This is a genomic window from Polaromonas sp., from assembly GCF_012927485.1.
In the GTDB taxonomy this organism is placed as follows: Bacteria; Pseudomonadota; Gammaproteobacteria; order Burkholderiales; family Burkholderiaceae_C; genus Polaromonas.
In genome coordinates this window covers 36534-61498 of the sequence record NZ_JABBPC010000022.1, presented here as the reverse complement: position 1 = coordinate 61498, position 24965 = coordinate 36534, and the positions used below count along the sequence as shown (strand labels likewise).

Here is a 24965-nt window from a genome sequence, read left to right as displayed (position 1 = left end):
CTTTCTTCTTTCTGGCTTTCGACATTGCTCTGTTTGTCGTTTGGTTGCCGTCTCTCCAAATCTATGACTAAACGTCGTTGAACCGCGTTGGACAGTCATCCGTATTTGCACCGATGCCAAATTGTCAGTTCGCATAGCACGTGCTGAAATTGCACTGACCACGGTATTTTCCTGAAAAAGGTTTGCCGGTGTGGTCAACAAAAGAATTCCTCCGGTCAGTTACCAATCGGCGCTAACAGTGCTGCACGATCTCGATGCAAAAAAGAAAGCTGATCGAGTAAGAATTTGACGGGGTCAAAAACGTGGCCGCCTGCGTCAGGTAACGGCGCGCGGGCTGAAGCGAGTCGGTTGGAGGTTTGTGCCGACATGGTGGCCTACCACCTCACGTGCATGCGCACGCTGGAGAAGCTCCGTCTGCAGGCGACATGAGGGGCAGAAAATGCAGGAATACCAAACTCAAAATATCGAAAACGATTTTAAAAGCTCATGAAATCAATAATGCGAGCGAATAAAGCGAGTAAGGTCAAGAAATAAATATTCCGAGATCGGGGCCACGCTTATTGGTAGAGTATTTCGGCAACCTGTTAAAGACATGCATTAAAGTGTGCCGACCGACCAGACGTATGTCTATTTCGCATGCTGGTATATGTGCTTTCATTTCCTACACCGCCCCACGTAATAAGCAGGGCATAAGTGAATCAGAAAAGTAGGCGAATGAATAAATTTTCGGCGTTATATCTAGCCTTGGGTTCCACGTGCTCGATAAGTTGGCCGCACGCGTCGATCAAAATTTGTAGCTGAAGTTAAAAACAGACTGATAATCCTAGAGCGGAGTGGCCACTGAACGGGTTGCAGTGGCTGCAGCCACAAATTAAACGACCCACATTGATAGGAGTTCACCATGATGCAACGGTCCTTATCGGCGTCTGCGTTAGCCACTGCCTTGTTTCTGCCGGCTGGGTTCGCTTTGGCGAGCGAACCAGCACCAGTTCAAGGAAAGGAACAAACACAGAAGCAAGAGCAAATCTGGGGCAGCCAACTTATGACGCAACAAGAGCGCACTGAATATCGCGCCAAAATGTTTGCGGGCAAGACTGCTGAAGAACGAGAGCAAATCCGCAAGGAAAATCACGAGGCCATGAAAAAGCGCGCTGAGGCACGTGGGATGACCATACCTGATGAGCTACCTGCTAGAGGAACCGGTCGGGGTTCTGGCGGTGGCATGGGTGGCGGCATGGGTCGGGGTGGCGGTCGCTGATAGGGATAACGCCTGGCACTGGGCTTCAGATCGGTACTGTACGGTAAAACCTCGCAAAGTATTGCTGAGGTTTAAAAATTCGGGTTCTGCAAAAATGTATCGCATATTTTTGCAGAACCGGTTTGGCTGGCCGCTTGCCTAAGTCACTCATGTTCTCGCTGCTTTTGTTCGTGGTAGCCTAAACGGGCTGGTAATACGAACGCTTCAAAGACAAAAATTTTCGACGTCTCGATTTAAGTCCTCGGCGTGGTGAGAGAAAGCTTCTAGCAAATCAGCAATGTCCTGCCAATAAGGCGGAATGGCAAACGACCTAAAAGGCCCGAGTAACGTTTGTGAAAAATTTTCGCGTGGACAACAAATCGGAACCAACGCCTGCGTTGGCGAGAAAAAATATTCGATGGAAGCACGCAAGAATCTCAACCTTCTTTTTTACGTCAATCTGAATAGCGTATTCGGTTGTGTAGAAACGACCTTCGACAAGCCGAGGGTCAACGTCTATGTTCGCCGGCTTGACGGCAAGCGCCTCTGGTGAATGCTTTTTTGTCCTGCGACACCTTTAATCTCCAGCGTACGGCTTTCGCGGTGCAGTTGCGCAGAGCGTGTGATGAGGTCGGAGTCTCCCGGTAAGGTAATCCACGGAAGTCAGCGTGGCGAGGGCATTAATAAGGAAATCTGAATCCCATTGCACGGTAAACACGGCAACCTGTACTACTCGGTTTGGTACCCCAGCTGTTGCGCCACAAAGCCGTCAAATGCCCTCAACAAGGGCTGAAACCTTTCAACGCTCCCTTCCAGTTGCGCGAGCGCCGCGCAAGTCGCCTCCAGTGTCGAGAGTTGGTCGGGCCGATGCGCTTTACGGATCAGATAATGCGAAGCAGGCATGTCTTGCAGCGATAGGCGCGGAAGTTGTTGCAACTGCGGATTGAGGAAAAGCATCTTGCGGCTTTTGCGCCAGGTGCCATCTAAAACGATCAGGCGTAATTGTGAAGGCGCACGCAACAAGGCGGGCGCCAGTGGCGGTGGGGGCTGCCTACCTCGCGCGCGGTCTTGCGGCGTGTCTGGATACAGCAGAATCGCGTGTTTTTGGCTGCTCGCTACCGCCTCTGCCCCGAACGGCGCAGTCAGCAAGCTCTGCCCGGCAAACACTTCGCCCGTCTGCAGCCGGCTGTGGGGAAGACTCAAGTGCAACAGTCGCGCGCTTCCTTTTGCATTGCCCACTTCCAGCGGGTGCTGCAATATAAGCACTTCGACCTGATGCGCAATCGGTGTGATCCACTGGCAAATACAAGCGCTTTGCGGGCGCAAGCAGGTCGTGCAGGCCAGGCGTTTGGTAGCGGAGGCGAGCGTCATAGGAGGCCCTTATGGATCCCTAGAAGACTCAAACCGCAGCAGGCACCAAAATAGTAGGCGCCGCCGGCGCGGCCAGTTTGGGGTAGTCCCGACTGAAATGCAGGCCACGGCTTTCGCGGCGCAGTTGGGCCGAGCGCACGATAAGAGCGGCTACCTGCACCAGATTACGCAGCTCCAGCAAGTCGCGCGTGACGTGGAAGTTGGCGTAGAACTCCTGGATTTCAGCCTGCAAGAGCGTGATGCGATGTGCGGCTCGCTCCAGGCGTTTGTTGGTGCGAACAATGCCCACGTAGTCCCACATAAAGCGGCGCAATTCGTCCCAATTATGCGAAATGACCACGCATTCGTCGGCGTCGGTGACGCGGCTGTCGTCCCATTGCGGCAACTCCGGCATCGGCGCGGCGGGCTCGGCTGCAATGTACTGGGCCGCAGCGCGGGCAAACACCATGCACTCGAGCAGCGAATTGCTGGCCAGCCGGTTGGCGCCGTGCAAGCCGGTGCAGGCGGTTTCACCAACGGCGAACAGACCGGGCAGGTCGGTGCGGCCAGCCAGGTCAGTGAGTACACCGCCACAGGTGTAATGGGCGGCGGGCACCACGGGAATGGGCTGCTGCGTGATGTCGATGCCCAACTCCGCGCAACGCGCCAAAATATTGGGAAAGTGTTCGTGCAGAAACGCGGGGCTCTGGTGCGAGATGTCGAGGTGCACGCAGTCGATGCCGTGGCGTTTCATCTCGTAATCTATGGCGCGCGCCACCACGTCGCGCGGGGCCAGTTCGGCGCGGGCATCGTGCTGCGGCATGAAACGCGTGCCGTCGGGCAACAAAAGCCGCCCGCCTTCGCCGCGCACGGCCTCGCTAATCAGGAACGACTTGGCGTGTGGGTGGTACAGGCAGGTCGGGTGGAACTGGATGAACTCCAGGTTGGCCACGCGGCAGCCGGCACGCCAGGCGGCGGCAATGCCGTCGCCAGTGGCGGTGTCGGGATTAGTGGTGTAGAGGTACACCTTGCCTGCGCCGCCCGTGGCGAGAATGGTTTGGGGCGCGCGGAAGGTGACGACTTCGTCGGTAACTTCGTCGAGTGCATACAGGCCGAGACAGCGCTGGTCGGGCAGACCGAGCTTGCGCGCCGTAATCACGTCCACCAGCGTGTGGTGTTCAAACAGCGTGATGCCCGGCGTGGCGCGTACCACATCGATGAGCGTGCGCTGCACTGCGGCACCGGTAGCGTCGGTCACGTGGGCAATGCGGCGCGCGCCGTGGCCGCCTTCACGGGTCAGGTGCAACTGCCCATCTTCGAGCGAGAAAGGCACCCCCAGGCCGCGTAGCCAGGCAATCGCTTTGGGCGCGTTTTCGACCACAAAGCGCGTGGCGGCCAAATCGCACAGGCCGGCGCCCGCTACCAGTGTGTCGTTGACATGAGCGTCGAAGCTATCGCCCTCGGCCAGCACGGCGGCAATGCCGCCTTGAGCCCAGCCGCTGGCGCCGTCGGTCATGGTGCGCTTGGTCAGCACGGCCACACGGTGTGTAGTCGCCAAGTGCAGCGCGGCAGACAGGCCAGCAAGGCCGCTACCAACAATCAAAACATCAAAATCGTGCGTCATGTTCGGGGGCCAAGGGGGTGGAAATATAAAAATCAGGCGGGGGTGTAGGCCAGGCGCACGTAAATAGGTGCAAAGGACTCGGCTTGGGTGATTTCCAGCAGACATTCCTTGGCCAATTCCAGCAGCGCAATAAAAGTCACTACCAGCACCGGCATGCCGCGCGTGGCGTCGAACAATTCCTCAAATTCGAGAAACTTGCGCCCTTGCAGCTTGCGCAGGACGATGCTCATGTGCTCGCGCACCGAGAGCTCTTCGCGGCTGATGACGTGGTGCTGGACCAGCTTGGCGCGCTTCACAATGTCGCGCCAGGCTTCTTGTAAATCGACCACGGTCACATCGGGAAAGCGCGGGGCCAACGCCTGCTCCACAAAAACCTGAGCGCGCAGGAAGTCACGGCCAAATTGCGGCACTGTGTTGAGTTTGTGCGCAGCCTGTTTGATTTGTTCGTACTCAAGCAGACGGCGCACCAGCTCGGCCCTGGGGTCTTCCGCCTCTTGGCCTTCTGCTGCCTTTTTGGGGGGCAGCAGCATGCGCGACTTGATTTCAATCAGCATGGCGGCCATCAATAGATATTCGGCTGCCAGCTCCAGATTGGTGGCGCGAATTTCGTCCACATACGTGAGGTATTGGCGCGTGACCGCCGCCATCGGAATGTCAAGAATATTGAAATTCTGCTTGCGGATCAGGTAGAGCAGCAAGTCCAGCGGGCCCTCGAACGCCTCCAGAAAAACCTTCAGTGCATCCGGTGGGATGTACAAATCGTGCGGCATGGCAAACAGCGGCTCGCCATACAGGCGGGCGAGGGCGACTTGGTCAATCGCCACAGGCAGGTCTTGCCCGATTAACGGCGGCAGTTCCTGGACCTGCGAGGAGGAAATAATTTGGGGCATGAAAGCAGCAGCTACGGCCAAATCGACTCAGAAGTCTGCTCTGAAAAATATAGCGACGTTCGCTCGCCTGATGGATCTCAGATCGAATTGCGAAAAAGCTCTCTTATTATTGGCTGTTGGAGTGGTTGTCGGTGCCATACACGTAGGGCTGTTGCGCGACCCGCGCGTCGCTGTAGTCCGCCTGGGCGGCGAGGTTGAGATTTTTGTCCCATAGAAGGGAGCGGCCAGCCCTTTGCTCCGCCTCAAGCGTGGGTTTCTTCGCCTTCAGCTGGTCGATGAACTGAGTGACTTCAGAGGTGTAGTCGGGACGGCGAAAAATGGACATGGTTCTAAGCTGCCTAAAACGTATAGTTAATTGATTTTAGCGGGGTCTGCCTGGCACTCATTTTAGGTGTTCCCGCGCCTGATAGAACGGGCCGTTGTTCACCTGTTTCTTAACCAGGATGTTGTCCGGCAAGTGGGGGTGCTGTCAGGCGTTTTTGGGCTGGTTGGCTGCGAATCGCAGCGCGTTGCCGAACTGGAGGAGGTGTCTCGCTAGAGGCCGATGTACGCGCCCGTTTCGGGGGCCTGAAAGAGTCTGGGATGCCAGGGACATGGCCACGACGCCCTTGTCGGGTGTTGCGAGCGTTGCGGTGGCCTCGGGTGCCCGCACGCTTGAATACAACCGCCAGCCTGAATGCTTGGTGAATGACATGATCACCATCGGACGCTTGCTCCGCACTTCAAGTAGGGGGGGCTGTCTGGCAGCGTTAGCCACTGCTGAACTTACTTCTGGCGGGAACGAATGTCAGGTCCTGAGACCGACTTCGGATTTGTTCTGCCAACGCGTAAATTGGTCGGTAAATGAGCGCTCGCTGCAGGTTGCCATCATGCATTGCCTTTGCAATCATGTGCGTCAATGCGACGTCAGCGAGTACCATACAGCCATGCCCTCGAATCTGTTTTCTTGACTGACGCTGAATGAGCGGTTTGACTCATCCTGCAGCTTGGGTTCATTTGGACTGGGTTCTCATCGTCGTCGTCGGCTGGCTGTTGATTGGTGTACTTGGTGTGTTTGCACTTCGACGTTTCACGTTGGTAGCCAATGTGTTGTTCCCGGCGGGTGGTCTTCTTTCCCTCGTGTTGTTGGGGCTGGCCTGGAGTGCTGCGGGTAGTGGGCCCGAGGTGGCTGTACTGCCAATCGGGCTGCCCCAGCTGCCTTTTCACCTGCGTCTGGACAGTCTCTCAAGCTTCTTCCTGATGGTGATAGGCGGTGTATCGGCAGGGGTATCAGTTTTTGCCGCAGGTTATTTTCGCAAGGGTGCGGGAACGCCCCCGGGCTTGCTCTGTCTGGAATATCACATTTTTCTGGCCAGTATGGCCATGGTCGTAATCGCCGACGATGCCTACGCCTTCATGGTGGTCTGGGAGACGATGGCTTTTTCCTCGTTTTTCCTCGTCATGGCAAATCACCGAATTCCCGAAATTCGCAACGCAGGTTACCTTTATATGCTGGTCGCGCATATTGGTGCCCTCGGTATTCTGCTGTGTTTTGGTGTGTTGCAGGCCAACACCGGCGACTACACCTTCGCCAACATGCGTGCCCAGCATTTGTCGCCGTTCTGGGGTTCCGTCGCGTTTGTTCTGGCCTTGTTTGGCTTTGGCGCCAAGGCTGGCATATTGCCATTGCACGCCTGGTTGCCAGAGGCGCATCCAGCGGCGCCGTCCCCTGTTTCTGCGCTGATGAGTGGCGTGATGCTGAAGGTTGCACTGTATGGTCTCTTGCGGATTTCGTTTGATTTGCTGCAAACGCGTATCTGGTGGTGGGGTGTGCTCTTGATGGCGATTGGTTTGACCACCGCGCTGTTCGGGGTCGTGTTCTCCACCGTGCAAGCGGAAATGAAACGTTTGCTGGCCTATTCCTCGATTGAAAACGTAGGTTTGATGTGCGTTGGCTTCGGTTTGTCGCTGCTGTTCTCGGCCTATGGCATGAAAGCGCTGGCTGCGTTGGCTCTGACGGCAGCCTTGTACCATCTGGTCAGCCACGCGTTCTTTAAAGGTTTGCTGTTCTGCAGCACCGGGGCGGTGATGCATGCCACAGGCGAGCGTAGTCTGGGCAAGCTCGGTGGCCTGATGCGCTACATGCCCTGGTTGGCCTGGCCTACTTTGATCGGTGCGCTGGCTTGCGCCGGCCTACCGCCCTTTGGGGGCTTCGTCGCGGAGTGGCTGCTGCTGCAAAGCTTTCTGTTCACGACGGGGCTGCCCGGTTCGTTCCTTAACATGCTGGTGCCTGTGGTGGCTGCGCTAATTGCGCTGATTGCCGCGCTGTCCGGCTTCACCATGGTCAAGTACTTTGGTGTCATTTTTCTCGGCAAGCCACGGGAAGAAAAATTATCTCAGGCGCATGATGTCGATGGCTGGGAGCGCATGGGTATGCTTTGGCTGGCGGTGGGCTGTGTAGTGCTGGGGCTGTTCCCCAATCAGGTGATCAGGCTGATTGATCCGGTGACGCAGTTGCTGGTCTCGGCGGGCATTGCGCAGACGGTGGCGGCCAGTGGCTGGTTGCTGGTGCCGGTCAGTATTGAGCGCGCCAGCTATGCGCCTGCAATCTTCTTGCTGGTCGTGATGGTCTGCTTCGGCGTGGCTTACCTGCTGGTGCGCAAGTTATACAGCGGGCGGACGCGCCGCGCGCCGCCCTGGGATTGCGGCTATCCGTGGCAAAACGCCCGTATGCAGGACACGGCAGAAGGGTTTGGACAGCCGATCCGACAAATCTTCCAGCCCATGTTCCGCATGAAACGGGAGTTGCCCACGCCTTTCGATGAGCAGCCGGTCTACCGTGTCACGATAGAGGACCCACTGTGGCACTGGCTGTATTTGCCGGTGGCGGCGCTGGTCGAACGCATCTCTAAAGTGATTGGACTGTTGCAGCAAGGGCGGATAGCGGTCTATCTGATCTACAGCTTTGTGACCCTGATCGCCGTGCTGCTGGTGGTGAAGCAATGAGCGTCCTTGGTCTGCTATCCCAACTGATGGCGATTGTGATGGCCCTTGTGCTGGCGCCTCTGTTGACTGGCTGGGTGAACCAATGGCACGCCTGGCTGCAAAACAAGTCGGGCCCCGGGTTGTTGCAGCCTTACCGTATGCTGCACAAGCTGTTTAACAAGGAATCCGTGTTGGCCGAGCACGCTTCGCCACTGTTTCGAATGGCACCCTACATTGTCTTTGGCTGCATGCTTCTGGCCTGCGGCATCATTCCGACCCTGTCCACCGATCTGCCCTTGTCGCCTGCGGCAGATGCCATCGCACTGGTGGGCTTGTTCGCGCTTGCCCGCGTGTTCATCTCTCTTGCAGCGATGGATATTGGCACGGCGTTTGGTACGCTCGGCGCGCGCCGCGAAATGCTGGTCGGGTTTCTTGCCGAACCGGCTTTGCTGATGGTGCTTTTTTGTGCTTCCATGATTTCCCGCTCGACCTCCCTCACCACCATCGTTGAAACGCTGGCGCATCGGGAGTTTGCGATCTATCCAAGCTTTCTGGTGGCCGGTGTAGCCTTCACCATGGTATCGCTGGCTGAGAACGCGCGGGTGCCGGTGGACAACCCGGAAACCCATCTGGAAGTCACGATGATTCACGAGTCGTTAATTCTCGAGTATTCGGGGCGCCACCTGGCGCTGCTCGAATGGACGGCCAGTCTGAAACTATTCGCTTATTCCTGTATTGGACTGGCGCTGTTTTTCCCCTGGGGTGTGGCGCAGGCCAATGCGCCGCTAGCCTTGCTATTGGCACTCCCGGTACTCCTCATCAAGCTGGCGATAGGCGGCTTTTTTCTGGCGTGCATCGAGACGGTCAACGCGAAGATGCGCATTTTTCGCGTACCTGAATTTCTCGGCACCGCTTTTTTGCTGGCGGTGATCGGCCTTCTGGTCAATATTTTGCTCGGACTGTCATGATCAAATATGTGCCTCAATTGATCAATCTGTTTGCGACGCTGATTCTGATGCTGTCGTTTGCCATGATCTCCCAGCGGCGCATTGTTTCCTTGATCAACCTCTTCACCATACAAGGCGCCGCCTTGGTAGCGGCGTCTATCCTGATCGGTTATGTCACGAATCAGCCCGATCTTTACGTTTCGGCGGGCTTGACCCTGGCGCTCAAAGTCATTTTTATTCCCTGGTTGTTACACCGGGTTATCCGGCGGCTGAACGTACGCTGGGACGTGGAAACCCTGATCAATATTCCGACTACGATGCTGGCGGGTATTGGGCTGGTCATTTTTTCCTTCAGTCTGGCCTTGCCGATATCGCGGCTCTCTCACTCGGTGGCGGGTGGTTCCCTGGGCATTGCGCTGGCCTGTGTCTTGCTGTCCTTCATGATGATGATCACCCGCTCCAAGGCGGTGCCGCAGGTTATCGGATTTCTTTCGATGGAAAACGGTTTGATTTTTGCAGCCACGACGGTCACTAATGGCATGCCCATGATTGTGGAGTTCGGCGTTGCACTGGATGTGCTGGTAGGCGTTCTGATTCTTGGTGTGTTCTTGTTCCAGATCCGCGAAAAATTCGACAGTCTGGATATTCACAATCTCGAAGCGCTCAAGGAAGACTGACCGTGCATGCCTTGTTTTTTGTTCTTGGTATTCCGCTGCTCGGCAGCGTCGTTCTGGCTTTCACTGGCCATCGTGATTTCGCACGCGACATCAATGTCGGATTCAGTTTTGGAACCTTCGTCGCCGCCTGCGTATTGACGGCCCGGATCGTTGCCGATGGACCGGTGCTGCTCTGGGATAAACAATTTTTCATTGATCCGCTGAACGTATTTCTGGTCACCCTGACCGCCTTTGTGGGATTCACCACCGCCATCTTCTCCCGGCCCTACATGCAGGTTGAGCAAGATCGCGGCAAGATGACGTCGCCACGGATGCGTCTGTACCACAGCATGTACCAATTGTTCAGCTTTACCATGCTGGTAGCGCTGACGACCAATAATTTGGGCATCACCTGGGTGGCGATGGAGGCCGCCACATTGACAACCGTGCTGTTGGTCAGTGTCTACCGCACTGCAGCCAGCCTGGAGGCGGCGTGGAAATATTTCATCCTGTGTGGTGTAGGTATTGCACAGGCGTTGTTCGGGACGGTGTTGCTTTACATGGCGGCCGAAAAAGTACTGGGCCCGGAAAGTGCCACCTTGCTATGGACCAGTCTGGATGTCATCAAGACTCAGCTTGACCCGGCCATCATCACGCTGGCCTTTGCTTTTCTGTTGATAGGTTACGGCACCAAGGTCGGTCTGGTGCCCTTGCACAGTTGGTTGCCCGATGCGCACGCGGAAGGCCCGACCCCGGTGTCCGCCGTGCTCTCCGGCCTGCTGCTGAACGTGGCCATGTACGCCGTGCTGCGCTGCAAGGTGCTCACTGACGGTTCTTTGCAGCGGCCCTTGGCCGGCCAACTCATGATGGGTTTCGGCTTGCTGTCGGTGGTGGTGGCTTCGTTTTTTCTGTCCCGTCAGAAGGACGTCAAGCGCATGTTTTCCTATTCATCGATAGAGCATATGGGTCTGATCACTTTTGCTTTCGGTATGGGCGGGCCCGTTGCCAACTTTGCCGGCCTGCTGCACATGACGGTGCATTCCCTGGTTAAATCAGCGGTCTTCTTTACCGTTGGCCACGCTACACAAAAAGCCGGTACCCAGGTCATCAGTGAAATTCGCGGACTCATCAAGGTCAATCCGACGGTTGGCTGGGGCCTGATTTTGGGGGTGATGGCGATTCTGGGCATGCCGCCGTTCGGTGTTTTTGCCAGCGAGTTCCTCATCCTGACCACGGCCATGCGTGAACAACCCTGGGCGACGCCGTTTCTATTTCTCTCGCTCGGGGTCGCTTTTGCATCAGTTCTCGTCCGGGTGCTGCCGATGGTGTTTGGTGAGACCTCGCTCAAGCCACTGGCACATCCGCCCGCTTTGTTGCCGGTGTTCGTTCACCTAGGTCTTGCTTTGGTACTGGGTTTGTATATTCCCCCTTACCTCAATATCTGGTACGTTCAGGCAGCGCGAATGTTGGGGGGCTGAATTGATGAATATTTTCGGTTTGAATGTCGCCCTGCAACCGATGTCGAGTCCCCTGCCAATCTGGCACGCCAGCGTGACTGCCGATGACTGGCAGACCACTGCCTTTGTGGTGCGCGAGGCGGGTGGGCGACTGTTGGCCGTGTGGGGCGGATCGCACGCTGCGGTTGCGACCGTGTTTGCGGCTTATGTGACGCTGGAGGGTTTGGTTTGGCTGGAATTGCCTCTAGAAGGTGGCCATTCCAGCTACCCCGATCTGGTTCCCTTCTTTCCGGCGGCCGCCAGAATGCAGCGGGCGGCTGCAGAGTTGTCAGGTATCCACGCCGAAGGTGCCAAAGACCAGCGCCCGTGGCTTAACCACGGAGCGTGGCCGGTGGATTATTTCCCATTACGCGAGGGTACCGACGAATTGCAGGCGTTTCCTGACGCCGACTTGCTAGATTACCCGTTCGTCCGCGTCGAAGGGGATGGTGTGCATGAAATTGCGGTGGGTCCGGTACACGCCGGCGTCATCGAACCCGGACATTTTCGTTTTTCTGTCGTCGGTGAAAAGGTTCTGCGCCTGGAGCAGCGGCTCGGCTACACGCACAAGGGGATCGAGCAGCGCATGACGCAATTTGACCCGCTGCAGGCGTACCGTCTGGCGGGGCGGGTGTCGGGTGATTCAACGGTGGCTTACGCCTGGGGCTACTGCATGGCCTTGGAGTCCGCGGCGGACTGCACTACTTCGCCGCGGGCGTCGTGTTTGCGCGCGTTGATGCTGGAGCGGGAACGGGTCGCCAATCATTTGGGTGATCTAGGGTCGCTCGCAAACGACGCAGCATTTTCTTTTGGTCTGGCCCAGTTCTCACGCCTGCGCGAAGACTGGCTGCGTGTATCCAAAGAAGCGTTTGGCCATCGCTTGATGATGGACTGTGTCGTGCCCGGCGGCGTCATCGCCGATATTGACCCCGCACAGATAGACCAGTTATGCCGCCAAGCTGATGCCGTTGAAAGCGAAGTGCGAACCCTGAGAGCGGTGTACGAAGAGCACGCGGGCTTGCAGGATCGCTTCATAAGCACCGGACGTGTGAGCCCGGCGCTGGCTGCGCAATTGGGGTTGACAGGTTTGGCCGGCCGGGCCAGTGCGCAGGCGTGGGACCTTCGCTGTAATCATCCCGTGCCGCCTTACGACACCTTGCAGGTGAAGATGGCCACACACCGCAATGGCGATGTTGCGGCCAGAGTGATCGTCCGATTCGATGAAGTGTTTGAGTCGCTGCGATTGATGCGGGAAATTCTGGCGGACCTTCCCGCGGGTGATCTTCGCCAGGCAGTTTTTTTGCCCGATCATGCAACCCGTGGTGCGGGTTGGATCGAGGGCTGGCGCGGGGAAATATTTGTTGCGCTGGAACTCGACTGGGTGGACGGCCAGCAGCGTATCCAGCGATGCTACTTGCACGATCCTTCCTGGCAGAACTGGCCAGTGCTGGAGCACGCGATGATCGGCAATATCGTCCCCGACTTTCCGCTCATCAACAAATCGTTCAACCTCAGCTATTCGGGGCAGGATCTATGATTTGGAGAATAGCCAAGCAGATTACCAAAAACGGTATTCGTACCGAGCCGGCGCCTTATTTCGGGGACGCCGTGCAAGACGAAGTCGGACGCATTCAGGCGAATGTGCTGGACATCCTGGGGCGCGCCTTGACCATTCGCATGGTGGATGCCGGTTCGTGCAACGGCTGCGAACTGGAGATCAATGCCTTGAGCAACCCTTATTACAACATTGAGGGTTTGGGTATCAAGTTTGTGGCCAGCCCGCGCCATGCCGACATGCTGCTGGTGACCGGGCCAGTATCCCGAAACATGGTGACCGCGTTGCTGCGTACCTTTGACGCCACCCCCGAACCCAGATTGGTGGTGGCGGTGGGCGATTGTGGTTGCGATGGCGGCATTTTCGGCGAGAGCTATGCCAGTTGCGGTCGAGTCTCCAACGTGATTCCGGTGGATCTCGTGGTGCCGGGTTGTCCGCCGCCGCCAATCGATATCTTGCGTGGCATCCTGGCCGCCGTACGCCGACGCGCCTGAGTACAGTCTGCCGCTTTTAGCTTACCCGCATGCCCGGTTGCGCGCCGGGAGTGGGCTCCAGCACATAAATGCCGGGCGTGGCTTTTTCGTCGGCATGGCTGGCGGCCAACACCATGCCTTCGCTGACGCCAAACTTCATTTTGCGCGGCGCCAGATTAGCCACCAGCACCGTGTGCTTGCCGATTAACTGCTCAGGTTTGTAGGCCGAGGCGATGCCGCTGAAGACATTGCGCATCTTGCCTTCGCCCGCATCCAGTGTGAGGCGCAGCAACTTGGTCGAGCCTTCCACCGCTTCGCAATTGACGATCTTTGCGATACGCAGGTCAATTTTGGAGAAGTCGTCAATGGTGATGGTGGGTGCGATGGCTTCGCCACCGGGCAGTGTCGCTATTGAATCTGTAACTTCCTGCTCAAATTCTGCCTGGGCTGGTGGTTCAAACAATGCGTCAAGTTGCTTGATATCGACGCGCTGCATAAGGTGCTGGTAGGGTGAGACTTTCTTGGGAAGCGGCCACGCATCGTCCCATGTGAAGTCCCGGTCAAAACCAAAGAAGTCTTTAGCGACGCGTTGGCTCAAAGCAGGGAGAATCGGGGTCAGCAAAACCGAAAGCAACTTGAATCCATGGAGTGTTCTGGAGCAAATGTCTTGTAAAGCGGCTCGCTTTTCTGGATCTTTGGCCATCACCCAAGGTTGGGCCGCATCGAAGGCTTCATTGATTTGATCTGCCAGCGCCATGGTGTCGCGCAAAGCCTTGTTGTATTCTCGATTTTCGTAGGCTGTTCGCACCAGAAAGGCGCTTCCCTTGGCACCCTCTAGCAAAGCCGATGTGTCGCCAAGAAATGCCAATTTACCATCAAAATTTTTCGTGATGAAGTTTGATGCCCGGCTCGCAATATTCACATACTTGCCAATCAAATCGCTGTTCACCCGCGCCATGAAATCGCCGGCATTGAAGTCAATATCTTCGTTGCGGGCATTGAGCTTGGCGGCCAGGTAGTAGCGCAGCCATTCCGGGTTCATGCCAAGGCTCAGGTACTTCAGCGGGTCCAGGCCGGTGCCGCGGCTTTTGCTCATTTTCTCGCCGTTGTTGACGGTCAAGAATCCATGCACGAAGACGTTGTTTGGGGTTTTTCGACCGCTGAACTTCAGCATGGCCGGCCAGAACAAAGTGTGGAACGTGACGATGTCCTTGCCGATGAAGTGGTACTGCTCCAGGGCGGGGTCGGCCATATAGTCCTCATAGCTTTGCCTACGTTTTTCCAGCAGGTTTTTCAGGGACGCCAAGTAGCCGATCGGTGCGTCCAGCCAGACATAAAAATACTTGCCGGGCGCATCCGGTATCTCAATACCAAAGTAAGGCGCGTCGCGACTGATGTCCCAGTCACCCAGACCTTCACTGGTACTGCCGTCGGCATTTTGCCGCGTCGAAAACCATTCCTTGACCTTGTTCGCCACTTCCGGCTGAAGCTTGCCGTCCTGAGTCCACGCTTGTAGAAACTCGACGCAGCGCGGGTCGGAGAGCTTGAAGAAAAAATGCTCCGAACTTTTCAGTACTGGCGTTGCGCCTGACAAGGCCGAGTAGGGATTAATCAAGTCGGTGGGGGCATAGACAGCGCCGCATACTTCGCAGTTGTCGCCGTACTGGTCCTTCGCATGGCACCTCGGGCATTGGCCCTTGATGAAACGGTCGGGCAGGAACATGTTCTTTTCCGGGTCAAAGAACTGCTCGATGGTTTTGGTCTCGATCAGCGAGCCTTCCGGGTTGTCGCGCAGGTCACGGTAGATCTGCCGGGCCAACTCATGGTTTTCCGCTGAGTCGGTGGAACTCCAGTTATCAAAACTGATGTGAAAGCCGTCCAGGTAGGGCTTGCGGCCGGCAGCAATGTCGGCCACAAATTGTTGCGGTGTTTTGCCGGCTTTTTCAGCGGCGATCATGATGGGTGCACCGTGGGCGTCGTCGGCGCCAACGAAGTTCACCTCAAGGCCCTGCATGCGCTGGAACCGCACCCATATATCGGCCTGGATATATTCCATGATGTGGCCGATGTGGAAATTGCCATTGGCATAGGGTAGGGCGGTGGTGACAAACAGACGGCGCTGGGGCATAGAACGGCTTTGAAGGGGACTTGGGAATGTTGGGGGACTAAGCAGCGATCTTAAGTCTCTAATGAAGGAGTCTGAAGACAATTCCCCGCGAGCTCATGGTTTAAGTCACCGGGTTAGACTTCCGGGTAGCCCCGCAGTTTGGACGCGCCCGAGCAAACGCATCCACCCCGCCTTGTCAAATTTAACCGGAGAGTTTCCCGATGGCCCTAGAACAACAGACCGTTTTGAATGCCTTGCAAACCGTAGTCGACCCCAATACCGGTAAGGATTTCGTTACGAGCAAGGCCATCAAGAACCTGCAGCTTAGCGGCGGCGATGTGTCGTTTGATGTGGAGTTGGGTTATCCCGCCAAGAGCCAGATCGCGGGGCTGCGAAAGAATCTGATTGCGGCCACCAAGGGTGTCGCGGGTGTGGACAACGTGTCGGTTAATGTCACGGTAAAAATTGCCAGCCATAGCGTTCAGCGCGGCGTTCAGCTCTTGCCGCAGGTCAAGAATATCATTGCCGTCGCTTCCGGCAAGGGCGGCGTAGGCAAAAGCACCACGGCAGTCAACCTGGCGCTGGCGCTGGCCGCTGAGGGTGCTAGCGTGGGATTGCTCGATGCCGACATCTATGGCCCCAGCCTACCCATGATGATGGGCATAGAAGGCCGACCTGAAAGCGTTGACGGTAAAAACATGGAGCCGATGGAGAACTACGGTGTTCAGGTGATGTCGATTGGCTTTCTGGTGGCGCAAGACGAAGCCATGATCTGGCGCGGCCCAATGGCCACCCAGGCGCTGGAACAGTTACTGCGTCAAACCAACTGGAAAGATCTCGATTACCTGATCGTGGACATGCCGCCTGGCACGGGCGACATCCAGCTTACGCTGAGCCAGCGCGTGCCCATGACGGGCGCCGTGATCGTCACCACACCGCAAGACATCGCACTGCTCGACGCCAAAAAAGGCATCAAGATGTTCGAGAAAGTTGGCGTGCCGATTTTGGGCATCGTCGAAAACATGGCGGTTCACGTGTGCAGCCAGTGCGGCCACACCGAACACATTTTTGGTGCTGACGGTGGCAAGAAGATGGCCGCTGAATACAACATGGACTACCTCGGTGCGCTGCCGCTAGACATGCAAATTCGCGTTCAGGCGGACAGTGGCATGCCCACGGTGGTGGCTAATCCGGACGGCGACGTCGCCGCCATTTACAAGGGCATCGCGCGCAAGATGGCCATCACCGTGGCGGCCAAGTCCAAGGACTTCTCAGCGAAGTTTCCAACCATCACGATTTCCAAAACCACCTGAAGCCCCCGGGACTCCTCTGTCCGCATGATTGGCCGATTGGCTTCCCAGCGGCGAAGCGCCGATAGACAAACTACCCAAAAAGCCCTTTCGACTGCGGGTATGAAGACCGCCGTACACTGCGGCCATGTCTGATTTTCTGATGCAATCTCCCGAATTGGATGCGGCGATTCGGCGACCCTTTGTAGCCGTGGCGGTTGTCATGCGCCGCGAGCGCATCGACAACCGCTGGCAGCCGTGGCGCTGGGTGTTGGCCGACGTTGTGCCGGACGAGGTCGGCTTTGGCGAGCGGCCGCGCTTGCTTCTCAAGGACGAGCGCGAAGAACGCTGGCTGCACCCTGGCTTTAAAGTCGAACTTTTTACCGATGATGCGGAGGGTTACTACCTCAACGTCACCACGTTGCGGCCCTGCTTCTGGGTGGTCTGGCGCATGGAAGAAGAGGCGGCACTTGCCGACGAGCCCGTGGCCGTTCCGCAGATTGTCACGCTGAGCTACCACGATGCCGGGCGCTGGCTCGATGCGCAGGAAACTGTGGAGCAGGTAGCCGCGCCGCTTGACGTCGTGCAGTGGCTGCAGCATTTTGTGGACGAGCATCACGTGCTGGAAGCCAAGCGCCGCCAGCGCCCGCAAAGCTTCAAGCCTTTGCAAGACCGCTTTGGCAACCCTGCGCGGGTGAGTACTGACAAGAAATTTGGCGGCGCTGGCCATGGTTGAGGCGTCCAAGGGATTCCTGGGTCGGTGGGCGCACCGAAAAACGGAAGCTTTAAAGGGCAACCCCCTGGAGGAGCCAGTACGGGGTGCAAAAACTGAGGCGTCGGACGCCGCCACGGGCAGGATTCCGTTGCCGGGCGCCGCACAGCCTCCTTCGCCCGCTGCTGGCGATTCCGTTTTGCAAGAACTACCGGCGGAACAAGCGCTGTCCCTTGACGATGTGAAGCACCTGACCAAGGACTCCGACTTCAAGCCCTTCATGGCAGGCAACGTCGGACCCGAAGTACGCAACGCCGCGATGAAAAAGCTGTTTGCTGATCCGCATTTCAACGTGATGGATGGGCTGGACATCTACATTGACGACTATTCCAAAGCGGATCCGATACCGGAGTCCATGCTCCGGCAGATGGTTGGATCGAAATTTCTCAAGTTGTTTGATGACGAGGAAGATGGAGAAAGCGGCTTAAATCGGAATGACGCCCCCTCTTTGTCCGGGGAAAGTTCGAATAACCTTAATACTGAAACCGTGGCACAGTCCTTGGAGTATCCGGATATAGCGCCTTCGGACCCTGTTAGCCTCGAAAATTCCAGCCCACCGAAGTTATTGCCTGACTCCGGTGGCAGCCCACAAGACCATGCCGACTCTCATTTGCGATTGCAACCAGACCATGCCCCTGAAGCCCCAGATCCTGGGCGCGGCACTTCATGAAAACCTAACCCTGCATTCAGCGCTTTGCCGGCGCGAAGCAGGTTCGTTTCAAAAGGCAATTCAATCGGGCGATGACGTCGTCGTGGCCTGCACCCAGGAAAAGCGTTTGTTTGCCGAAATCGGGCAGCAAACTGTTGGTGCTACCTCGGTCATCAAATTCGTCAATATCCGCGAAACTGGCGGCTGGAGTAAAGACGCGGCCGGTGCGATGCCGAAAATTGCGGCACTGCTGGCGGTTGCCCACTTGCCCGATCCCGAGCCGGTACCCACCGTCAGCTACAAAAGCGCCGGCCGTTTACTCATCATCGGTGAACTCGACGCCGCCGAGCGTGCTGCCGAGTTGTTGTCGGACACGCTGGAAGTGACCTTGTTTAGCATGGGGGCTGGCCGTGACGGTGGATTGCAGGAGCGGCGTTACCCGGTGCTGGCGGGACAGATTCGGCATTTGACGGGATGGCTCGGAGCGTTCGAATTGAAGTGGGAACGCAACAACCCGATTGATCTTGACCTGTGCACCCGCTGCAATGCCTGCCTGGTGGCTTGTCCCGAAGGGGCGATCGGTTTTGATTATCAAATTGATAGCGCCCTATGTAAATCTCACAGGGACTGTGTGAAGGTTTGCGGTGCCGCCGGGGCAATCGACTTCAATCGCGAACCGGTGGGATCGAGCGAAACATTTGACCTGGTGCTCGATTTGCGGGCCACGCCAGCGTTTACGCAGCAGGCACCGCCTCAAGGCTATTTCCGCTGGGATGGTCGGGACAGCCGTACCTTGCTTCAGGTGCGCTCGCTCGTGGGTGAATTCGAGAAACCCAAGTTTTTTGTCTACAAGCAAAAACTGTGTGCCCACAGCCGAAATGAGAAAACCGGTTGCAATGCGTGCATCGATGTTTGTTCGGCCTCCGCCGTGAGTAGCGAGCGCGACCGGCAGCAGATCAAGGTGAACCCTTACCTGTGTGTGGGTTGCGGTGCCTGCACCACGGTCTGCCCCAGCGGGGCGTTGACCTTTGCCTACCCGCGTGCCAGCGACCAGGGTACAAAAATCAAGACGTTACTGACTACCTACGAGCGCGCAGGCGGCAGGCACGCGGCATTGCTTTTGCACAGCCAGGAAGCGGGCGCGCGTCTGCTTGGAGATCTGGGACGGTTGGCTCAGCTTGATTCCGCTACCCGGGGCGTACCGGCGCGCGTTCTGCCGATGGCGTTATGGCACACCGCATCGACTGGTCTGGAACTTTGGCTCTCGGCCATTGCCTACGGCGCTTCGCAAGTGTGGCTACTCGTGACAGGCGAGGAAGCGCCACAGTACCTTGACGCCATGCGGACGCAGATGGATGTTGCGCAGGCCATCCTCAGCGGCCTGGGTTACCAAGGCGAGCACTTCCGGATTCTTCAGGCAAAAGACGCGCGCGATCTGGCCACGCTGGATGCCCAACTGCAGGCAGATCCGGCCCAGGGTGCGACGAAAGCGGCCGGTTTTTCCGTCCAGGCCGACAAGCGCGCCACGCTGGAGTTGGCACTCGACCACTTGGTGTCACAGGCCCCCGCGCATCCCGAGGTGATTTCACTGCCGGCGACCGGATCTCCCCTGGGCGCGCTGGCTATTAACAAGGACACCTGTACGCTGTGTCTGAGCTGCGTCAATGCCTGTCCAGCGGGCGCCCTGCAAGACAACCCGGAGCGCCCCCAACTCAAATTCATCGAAAAGAATTGCGTGCAGTGTGGCCTGTGCGTGAAAACCTGCCCGGAAAAGGCGCTCTCGCTCGTCCCGCAGTTCAGGCTTTCGCCGCAGCGCAAGGAGGCCATGGTGCTGAATGAAATGCAGCCTTATGCCTGCATTCGCTGCGGCAAACCCTTTGGCACTCTCAAGGCGATCGAATCGATGCTCGGCAAACTGGCAGGACACGCCATGTTTCAGGGAGCTGCCGCCGACCGCCTGAAAATGTGCGGAGACTGCCGGGTCATTGATCTCTATTCTGCGGACGATGAACTCAAAATTACCGATATTCGCTAACCAGGCCGCTACCCATGACGCAAGCCCAACTCGTAGCTTCCACCCTTGATGAAGAAACTGCTCGCGCCGAAGTCTATGGACTACTCGCAGCCCTTTACTACGCAGCGCCATCGGCTGAGCTGCATCAAAACCTGTGTGTTGCCGTTACTGAAGCGCCGGCCGCAGGCGCGTTGCTTGAAAGTTCATGGGGTGAATTGGTGGCTGCGGCACGCGGGCAATCCGTGGCGGAGCTGGGCCAGGAATACGACGCCTTGTTCGGTGGCGTGGGCAAGCCGGAGGTGTACCTATTCGGCTCTCACTACCTCAGTGGATTCCTGAACGAAAAACCGCTGGCTGCCCTGCGTACCGATATTGCGGCACTGGGGCTGGCCCGCGATGACGGAACCATGCCGGAAACGGAAGACCATATCGCCTATCTGTGCGAAGTCATGCGCTACCTGATTGCCGGCGACGATGTGGAAGTAGCCAACCTGACCCGTCAACGCGAGTTTTTTGCGCGTCATCTGCAGCCCTGGGTTTCAAGGATGTGCGAAGCCATCATGCAGCACCCCAGGGCTCGTTTCTATCGCGCTTTGGCGGTCTTCACACAAGCTTTTATCGGCGTCGAATCGCAGGGGTTCGACATGTTGGCCTGAATCGGCGTGTCTCTTGATCTGGTTGCCCTTAGTCGCCTTAGGTTGAGATCGGAGCGTTGAGCAGAAACCGGGCAGTACGTATAGGATCCGCTAGCGTTTTCCCTCGGGTTGCCAGTTTGATTGATGCGACCCATTGTGGTGCACGGCGCTCTGGCGTAAAGTAGAAAAAATTACAGATACATACAGTTTCTTTGGAGATAGAAATGCAAGATAGCCAGCCAAAACCCTCCCGCAGAAGTTTCTTTTTGGGTGCCGCAGTCGCCAGCGCGGCAGCCGCAGCCGTCGTTGCGCTGCCGGGCGTGCCCGCTGTAGACGCCATCCCTCGGGAGCCCAAGCCGGCCCCTGAGAAAGGCGGCGGCTACAGCTTGACGGACCACGTTCAGCGCTACTACAAAACCACACGCGTCTAATTTCTTCTTGTTTTATTGTTACGGAGAGCTGCATGCTTCTCACGAAAAAAACGCCCGGCATATCCAGCGATACGGCGCATCGCACCGGCTCGGCACGCTTTGTGCAAAGCCTTTCGCGGGGCCTGTCCAATGCGCTGCCCACCATGGACCGGCGTGCATTCCTGCGGCGCTCGGGCCTGGGCGTCGGTGTCGGCCTCGCGGCCACCCAGTTGACGTTGGTTAAAAAAGCCAGGGCAGCGACACCCGGAGCCGGTGAGGCGAAGGGGAAAATCGAAGTCAAACGCACGGTCTGCAGCCACTGCTCGGTGGGTTGTGCGGTCGATGCGGTGGTTGAAAACGGCGTCTGGGTGCGCCAGGAGGCCGTATTTGATTCGCCCATTAACCTGGGTGCTCATTGCGCCAAAGGCGCCGCCCTGCGTGAACATGGCCACGGCGAGTACCGCCTGCGCTACCCGATGAAGCTGGTCAACGGCAAATATGAGAGGATCACCTGGGACACGGCGCTTAATGAAATCAGCGCCAGGCTGCTAGAGTTGCGCAAGACCAGTGGCCCTGATTCCGTTTACTGGATCGGCTCTTCGAAACACAACAATGAGCAGGCGTACTTGCTGCGTAAGTTCGTCAGTTTTTGGGGCAGCAATAACTGCGACCACCAAGCCCGTATTTGCCATTCGACCACGGTGGCAGGGGTCGCAAACACTTGGGGCTACGGCGCCATGACCAATTCGTACAACGACATGCAGAACAGCAAGTGCGCGTTGTACATCGGCTCGAACGCAGCCGAGGCGCACCCGGTCAGCATGCTGCACCTGTTGCATGCCAAGGAAACCGGTTGCAAGATGATCGTGATCGACCCCCGTTTCACGCGCACGGCGGCCAAGGCAGACGAATACATCCGCCTCCGTTCGGGCTCGGACATCCCGTTCCTGTTCGGCATGCTTTATCACATCTTCAAGAACGGCTGGGAAGATACCCGGTACATCAACGACCGTGTTTATGGCATGGACAAAGTCAAGCAAGAGGTGCTGGCCAAGTGGACCCCCGACAAGGTTGAAGAAGCCTGCGGCGTTCCTGAAGCGCGCGTCTACATGGCGGCTGAAATGATGGCCAAGAATCGGCCCTCGACCGTCGTCTGGTGTATGGGTCAGACCCAGCTCACCACGGGTAATGCGTTCGTTCGGGCGTCGTGTATTTTGCAGCTTGCACTCGGCAACGTCGGCGTTTCCGGCGGTGGCACCAATATTTTTCGGGGCCACGACAACGTGCAGGGCGCTACTGATGTCGGCCCCAACCCCGACTCGCTGCCTGGCTACTATGGTCTGGCGGAGGGGTCGTGGAAGCACTTTGCCAAAACCTGGGGCGTGGACTTCGACTGGATCAAAGGACGTTATGCCTCACCGGCCATGATGGGCAAGCCGGGTATCACGGTCTCGCGCTGGATTGATGGCGTGATGGAGAAGAACGAGTTTATTGATCAGGACTCGAATCTGCGCGCAGTTCTCTTTTGGGGTCATGCGCCCAATTCGCAGACCCGTGGTCTGGAAATGAAGCGGGCGATGGATAAACTGGATTTGCTGGTCGTTATTGACCCGTATCCTTCGGCAACCGCCGCCATGGCGGCGATGCCCGGAAAACCGGAAGACCTTAACCCGAACCGTGCGGTGTACCTGTTGCCAGCGGCTACCCAGTTCGAGACTACCGGCTCAGTGACGGCCTCGAACCGCTCCTTGCAATGGCGCGAAAAAGTGATTGAACCGCTGTGGGAAAGCCGCAGCGATCACATGATCATGTACCAGCTCGCCGACAAGTTGGGCTATGGTAAGGAACTCGTCAAAAACTATAAGCTGCAGAAGGTCAAGGGTATGGACGAACCCGTGCCCGAAGACATCCTGCGCGAAATCAACAAGAGTTGCTGGTCCATCGGCTACACCGGCCAGAGTCCTGAGCGCCTCAAGGCGCACATGCGCAACATGAATCTTTTCGATGTGAGAACGCTGCGCGCCAAAGGCGGAAAAGACAAGGCGACCGGTTACGACCTCACGGGCGATTATTTTGGTCTGCCATGGCCCTGCTACGGAACACCGGAATTCAAACACCCCGGTTCACCCAACCTCTACGACACCTCAAAGCATGTCATGGACGGAGGTGGTAACTTCCGCGCTAATTTTGGCGTGGAGCGCGAAGGCCAGAGTTTATTGGCAGAAGACGGCTCACACTCTTTAGGCGCCGATATCACCACGGGCTATCCGGAGTTCGACCACTTGCTGGTGAAAAAGCTGGGCTGGTGGGAAGAGCTGACCGAGGCCGAAAAAGTGGCGGCCGATGGGAAGAATTGGAAGACTGATTCTTCTGGCGGCATCATTCGCGTGGTCATGAAAAATCATGGTTGCCATCCGTTTGGCAACGCCAAGGCGCGGGCGGTGGTGTGGAATTTTCCCGATGCCATCCCGCAGCACCGTGAGCCGCTTTACGGCATTCGGCCCGATCTGGTCGCCAAATATCCAACGCACGATGACAAAAAGACTTTCTGGCGGCTGCCGACTTTGTATAAATCGCTTCAGCAAAAGAATGTCACCGACAAGATACATGAGAAGTTTCCGCTGATCATGACCTCCGGCCGACTAGTGGAGTACGAAGGCGGTGGAGAGGAAACACGGTCGAATCCCTGGCTGGCTGAGTTGCAACAGGAAATGTTCATTGAAATTAATCCCAAGGTCGCGGCCGAAAAAGGTATTCGCAACGGCGAGCGTGCCTGGGTGAGCACCCCGACGGGCGCGCGTCTCAATGTTCAGGCGATGGTGACGGAACGGGTGGGTGTCGATACGGTGTTTATGCCATTTCACTTTTCCGGACGCTGGCAAGGGGCCGATATGCTGGCCTACTACCCGAATGGTGCGGCGCCGATAGTGCGCGGCGAGGCCATTAACACCGGAACCACTTACGGTTACGACAGTGTGACGATGATGCAGGAAACCAAAACGACGGTCTGCAACGTCGAGAGAGCGTAAGGGAAAAGTTTATGGCACGTATGAAATTTGTTTGTGATGCGGAACGCTGCATTGAATGCAACGGCTGCGTCACAGCTTGCAAGAACGAAAACGAAGTTCCGTGGGGCGTTAACCGTCGCCGCGTCGTGACGCTTAACGATGGTGTTCCAGGCGAAAAATCCATCTCGGTGGCTTGCATGCATTGCAGCGATGCACCGTGCATGGCGGTTTGCCCTGTCAATTGCTTCTATCGGACTGATGAAGGCGTGGTGTTGCACGACAAGGACATCTGCATTGGCTGTGGCTATTGCTCTTACGCCTGCCCCTTCGGTGCGCCCCAGTTTCCATCCACGGGCACTTTTGGTGTGCGGGGAAAGATGGATAAATGCACTTTCTGCGCGGGTGGTCCCGAGGTCAATGGCAGTCAGGCTGAATTTGAAAAGTACGGACGCAACCGTCTTTCAGAAGGTAAGTTGCCAGCGTGCGCCGAGATGTGTTCCACCAAGGCGCTGCTAGCCGGCGATGGTGATGTGGTGGCTGACATCTTCCGCAACCGGGTCGTACACCGCGGCAAAGGCGCTGAGGTCTGGGGCTGGGGAACAGCCTATGGTTCCAAGCAGGCGGGCCAGCCGCCCACAGGGGCGAAATCATGACCCGTTTTTTAATGCTGATCTCGGCGCTGGCCACTTTAGCCAGTATGTCGGCTTGTGGTGAAAAACCACAGACCTTGGGCAACATGAAAAACGATGTCGAGCCGTTTTATGGTGCGCAAAACAATTTTGTGGCGCCTGGTTGGAAGCCGGGGGACAAGGCGAGCTGGGAGCAAGCGCTCAAGGTCCGCGCCCAAAATAACCAAAACGAATATTCCAAGACAAAGTGACCGGAGCCA

At 57.2% G+C, this 24965-nt stretch carries 24 protein-coding genes; 17 read left to right on the top strand and 7 right to left on the bottom strand.

Going from position 1 to position 24965, the window contains the following annotated elements; translation table 11 throughout:
• Positions 1-201: hypothetical protein (locus HHJ16_RS09185; protein ID WP_293642314.1), on the bottom strand; the 201-nt coding region annotated here is incomplete at its 3' end.
• A gap of 700 nt (positions 202-901) precedes the next feature.
• On the opposite strand from HHJ16_RS09185, the gene HHJ16_RS09180 reads away from it, so the two are divergent.
• On the top strand, positions 902-1258 hold the full coding sequence (locus HHJ16_RS09180; RefSeq protein WP_293642313.1) for a hypothetical protein: 357 nt from the start codon (positions 902-904) through the stop codon (positions 1256-1258).
• A gap of 298 nt (positions 1259-1556) precedes the next feature.
• Entirely contained in the window at positions 1557-1790 is a 234-nt protein-coding gene (locus HHJ16_RS09175) for a hypothetical protein (protein ID WP_293642312.1), read from the top strand.
• A gap of 176 nt (positions 1791-1966) precedes the next feature.
• Here the strand turns inward: HHJ16_RS09175 and HHJ16_RS09170 are convergent, their stop codons facing one another.
• The 5 genes from HHJ16_RS09170 to HHJ16_RS09150 form a co-directional block, all read right to left on the bottom strand.
• The gene (locus HHJ16_RS09170; protein WP_293642310.1) at positions 1967-2608 is read right to left on the bottom strand and encodes a tRNA-uridine aminocarboxypropyltransferase; all 642 of its coding nucleotides are present in this window, start codon (positions 2606-2608) and stop codon (positions 1967-1969) included.
• A 28-nt stretch (positions 2609-2636) separates the two neighbouring features.
• Positions 2637-4211: an L-aspartate oxidase gene (nadB, locus tag HHJ16_RS09165; protein WP_293642308.1), complete on the bottom strand. Its 1575-nt coding sequence runs from the start codon at positions 4209-4211 to the stop codon at positions 2637-2639.
• Between the two features lie 32 nt (positions 4212-4243).
• The gene (locus HHJ16_RS09160; RefSeq protein ID WP_293642306.1) at positions 4244-5101 is read right to left on the bottom strand and encodes a ScpA family protein; all 858 of its coding nucleotides are present in this window, start codon (positions 5099-5101) and stop codon (positions 4244-4246) included.
• A 106-nt stretch (positions 5102-5207) separates the two neighbouring features.
• Positions 5208-5426 carry a DUF3460 family protein gene (locus tag HHJ16_RS09155; protein WP_293642304.1) on the bottom strand — a complete coding sequence of 73 codons (219 nt, stop codon included), beginning with the start codon at positions 5424-5426 and terminating at the stop codon, positions 5208-5210.
• 144 nt (positions 5427-5570) lie between these two features.
• A complete protein-coding gene (locus HHJ16_RS09150) occupies positions 5571-5795 on the bottom strand; it encodes a hypothetical protein (protein ID WP_293642303.1) in 225 nt (74 codons plus the stop codon).
• A gap of 266 nt (positions 5796-6061) precedes the next feature.
• Between HHJ16_RS09150 and hyfB the strand changes: the two genes are divergently transcribed.
• The 6 genes from hyfB to HHJ16_RS09120 are packed head-to-tail and all read left to right on the top strand — an operon-like array spanning position 6062 to position 13213.
• Positions 6062-8086 carry a hydrogenase 4 subunit B gene (hyfB, locus tag HHJ16_RS09145; protein WP_293642302.1) on the top strand — a complete coding sequence of 675 codons (2025 nt, stop codon included), beginning with the start codon at positions 6062-6064 and terminating at the stop codon, positions 8084-8086.
• Entirely contained in the window at positions 8083-9033 is a 951-nt protein-coding gene (locus HHJ16_RS09140; protein WP_293642300.1) for an NADH-quinone oxidoreductase subunit H, read from the top strand. Before hyfB ends, HHJ16_RS09140 begins: the two co-directional genes overlap by 4 nt.
• Positions 9030-9689, top strand: coding sequence for a formate hydrogenlyase (locus HHJ16_RS09135; protein WP_293642298.1), 660 nt, complete (start codon positions 9030-9032; stop codon positions 9687-9689). Before HHJ16_RS09140 ends, HHJ16_RS09135 begins: the two co-directional genes overlap by 4 nt.
• A gap of 2 nt (positions 9690-9691) precedes the next feature.
• On the top strand, positions 9692-11146 hold the full coding sequence (locus HHJ16_RS09130) for a hydrogenase 4 subunit F (protein ID WP_293642296.1): 1455 nt from the start codon (positions 9692-9694) through the stop codon (positions 11144-11146).
• Positions 11147-11150: 4 nt separating this feature from the next.
• Positions 11151-12701 carry an NADH-quinone oxidoreductase subunit C gene (locus HHJ16_RS09125; protein WP_293642295.1) on the top strand — a complete coding sequence of 517 codons (1551 nt, stop codon included), beginning with the start codon at positions 11151-11153 and terminating at the stop codon, positions 12699-12701.
• Positions 12701-13213: a formate hydrogenlyase gene (locus HHJ16_RS09120; RefSeq protein ID WP_293642318.1), complete on the top strand. Its 513-nt coding sequence runs from the start codon at positions 12701-12703 to the stop codon at positions 13211-13213. Before HHJ16_RS09125 ends, HHJ16_RS09120 begins: the two co-directional genes overlap by 1 nt.
• A gap of 16 nt (positions 13214-13229) precedes the next feature.
• On the opposite strand, the gene metG is transcribed toward HHJ16_RS09120, so the two are convergent.
• On the bottom strand, positions 13230-15320 hold the full coding sequence (gene metG, locus HHJ16_RS09115; RefSeq protein WP_293642294.1) for a methionine--tRNA ligase: 2091 nt from the start codon (positions 15318-15320) through the stop codon (positions 13230-13232).
• A 200-nt stretch (positions 15321-15520) separates the two neighbouring features.
• Between metG and apbC the strand changes: the two genes are divergently transcribed.
• The 9 genes from apbC (at position 15521) to HHJ16_RS09070 (ending at position 24956) form a co-directional block, all read left to right on the top strand.
• Positions 15521-16612: an iron-sulfur cluster carrier protein ApbC gene (gene apbC, locus HHJ16_RS09110; RefSeq protein WP_293642293.1), complete on the top strand. Its 1092-nt coding sequence runs from the start codon at positions 15521-15523 to the stop codon at positions 16610-16612.
• A 139-nt stretch (positions 16613-16751) separates the two neighbouring features.
• Positions 16752-17324: a DUF3305 domain-containing protein gene (locus HHJ16_RS09105; RefSeq protein WP_293642317.1), complete on the top strand. Its 573-nt coding sequence runs from the start codon at positions 16752-16754 to the stop codon at positions 17322-17324.
• Positions 17317-18030, top strand: coding sequence for a DUF3306 domain-containing protein (locus HHJ16_RS09100; protein WP_293642291.1), 714 nt, complete (start codon positions 17317-17319; stop codon positions 18028-18030). Before HHJ16_RS09105 ends, HHJ16_RS09100 begins: the two co-directional genes overlap by 8 nt.
• Complete coding sequence (locus tag HHJ16_RS09095; RefSeq protein WP_293642290.1) at positions 17957-20044, top strand: 4Fe-4S binding protein; 2088 nt, start codon at positions 17957-17959, stop codon at positions 20042-20044. Before HHJ16_RS09100 ends, HHJ16_RS09095 begins: the two co-directional genes overlap by 74 nt.
• Positions 20045-20058: 14 nt before the next feature.
• Complete coding sequence (locus tag HHJ16_RS09090; protein ID WP_293642288.1) at positions 20059-20679, top strand: molecular chaperone TorD family protein; 621 nt, start codon at positions 20059-20061, stop codon at positions 20677-20679.
• Positions 20680-20882: 203 nt separating this feature from the next.
• Positions 20883-21089, top strand: a complete 207-nt coding sequence (locus tag HHJ16_RS09085; protein ID WP_293642286.1) for a formate dehydrogenase — start codon at positions 20883-20885, stop codon at positions 21087-21089.
• A 32-nt stretch (positions 21090-21121) separates the two neighbouring features.
• Positions 21122-24097, top strand: a complete 2976-nt coding sequence (locus tag HHJ16_RS09080; RefSeq protein ID WP_293642284.1) for a formate dehydrogenase subunit alpha — start codon at positions 21122-21124, stop codon at positions 24095-24097.
• Between the two features lie 11 nt (positions 24098-24108).
• Positions 24109-24729, top strand: a complete 621-nt coding sequence (fdh3B, locus tag HHJ16_RS09075) for a formate dehydrogenase FDH3 subunit beta (protein ID WP_293642282.1) — start codon at positions 24109-24111, stop codon at positions 24727-24729.
• Entirely contained in the window at positions 24726-24956 is a 231-nt protein-coding gene (locus tag HHJ16_RS09070; RefSeq protein WP_293642281.1) for a hypothetical protein, read from the top strand. The genes fdh3B and HHJ16_RS09070 overlap by 4 nt, the downstream gene beginning before the upstream one ends.
• The last annotated feature ends 9 nt before the right edge of the window (positions 24957-24965 follow it).

Bases quoted from the DNA above. Each gene is read 5' to 3' on its own strand.
- HHJ16_RS09170 (WP_293642310.1), bottom strand. From the start codon at position 2,608: ATGACGCTCGCCTCCGCTACCAAACGCCTGGCCTGCACGACCTGCTTG.
- HHJ16_RS09180 (WP_293642313.1), top strand. From the start codon at position 902: ATGATGCAACGGTCCTTATCGGCGTCTGCGTTAGCCACTGCCTTGTTT.
- metG (WP_293642294.1), bottom strand. From the start codon at position 15,320: ATGCCCCAGCGCCGTCTGTTTGTCACCACCGCCCTACCCTATGCCAAT.
- apbC (WP_293642293.1), top strand. From the start codon at position 15,521: ATGGCCCTAGAACAACAGACCGTTTTGAATGCCTTGCAAACCGTAGTC.
- HHJ16_RS09150 (WP_293642303.1), bottom strand. From the start codon at position 5,795: ATGTCATTCACCAAGCATTCAGGCTGGCGGTTGTATTCAAGCGTGCGG.
- HHJ16_RS09085 (WP_293642286.1), top strand. From the start codon at position 20,883: ATGCAAGATAGCCAGCCAAAACCCTCCCGCAGAAGTTTCTTTTTGGGT.
- HHJ16_RS09095 (WP_293642290.1), top strand. From the start codon at position 17,957: ATGCCGACTCTCATTTGCGATTGCAACCAGACCATGCCCCTGAAGCCC.
- nadB (WP_293642308.1), bottom strand. From the start codon at position 4,211: ATGACGCACGATTTTGATGTTTTGATTGTTGGTAGCGGCCTTGCTGGC.
- HHJ16_RS09080 (WP_293642284.1), top strand. From the start codon at position 21,122: ATGCTTCTCACGAAAAAAACGCCCGGCATATCCAGCGATACGGCGCAT.
- HHJ16_RS09070 (WP_293642281.1), top strand. From the start codon at position 24,726: ATGACCCGTTTTTTAATGCTGATCTCGGCGCTGGCCACTTTAGCCAGT.
- HHJ16_RS09100 (WP_293642291.1), top strand. From the start codon at position 17,317: ATGGTTGAGGCGTCCAAGGGATTCCTGGGTCGGTGGGCGCACCGAAAA.
- HHJ16_RS09135 (WP_293642298.1), top strand. From the start codon at position 9,030: ATGATCAAATATGTGCCTCAATTGATCAATCTGTTTGCGACGCTGATT.
- HHJ16_RS09125 (WP_293642295.1), top strand. From the start codon at position 11,151: ATGAATATTTTCGGTTTGAATGTCGCCCTGCAACCGATGTCGAGTCCC.
- HHJ16_RS09160 (WP_293642306.1), bottom strand. From the start codon at position 5,101: ATGCCCCAAATTATTTCCTCCTCGCAGGTCCAGGAACTGCCGCCGTTA.
- HHJ16_RS09140 (WP_293642300.1), top strand. From the start codon at position 8,083: ATGAGCGTCCTTGGTCTGCTATCCCAACTGATGGCGATTGTGATGGCC.
- hyfB (WP_293642302.1), top strand. From the start codon at position 6,062: ATGAGCGGTTTGACTCATCCTGCAGCTTGGGTTCATTTGGACTGGGTT.
- fdh3B (WP_293642282.1), top strand. From the start codon at position 24,109: ATGGCACGTATGAAATTTGTTTGTGATGCGGAACGCTGCATTGAATGC.
- HHJ16_RS09090 (WP_293642288.1), top strand. From the start codon at position 20,059: ATGACGCAAGCCCAACTCGTAGCTTCCACCCTTGATGAAGAAACTGCT.
- HHJ16_RS09155 (WP_293642304.1), bottom strand. From the start codon at position 5,426: ATGTCCATTTTTCGCCGTCCCGACTACACCTCTGAAGTCACTCAGTTC.
- HHJ16_RS09175 (WP_293642312.1), top strand. From the start codon at position 1,557: ATGGCAAACGACCTAAAAGGCCCGAGTAACGTTTGTGAAAAATTTTCG.
- HHJ16_RS09105 (WP_293642317.1), top strand. From the start codon at position 16,752: ATGCAATCTCCCGAATTGGATGCGGCGATTCGGCGACCCTTTGTAGCC.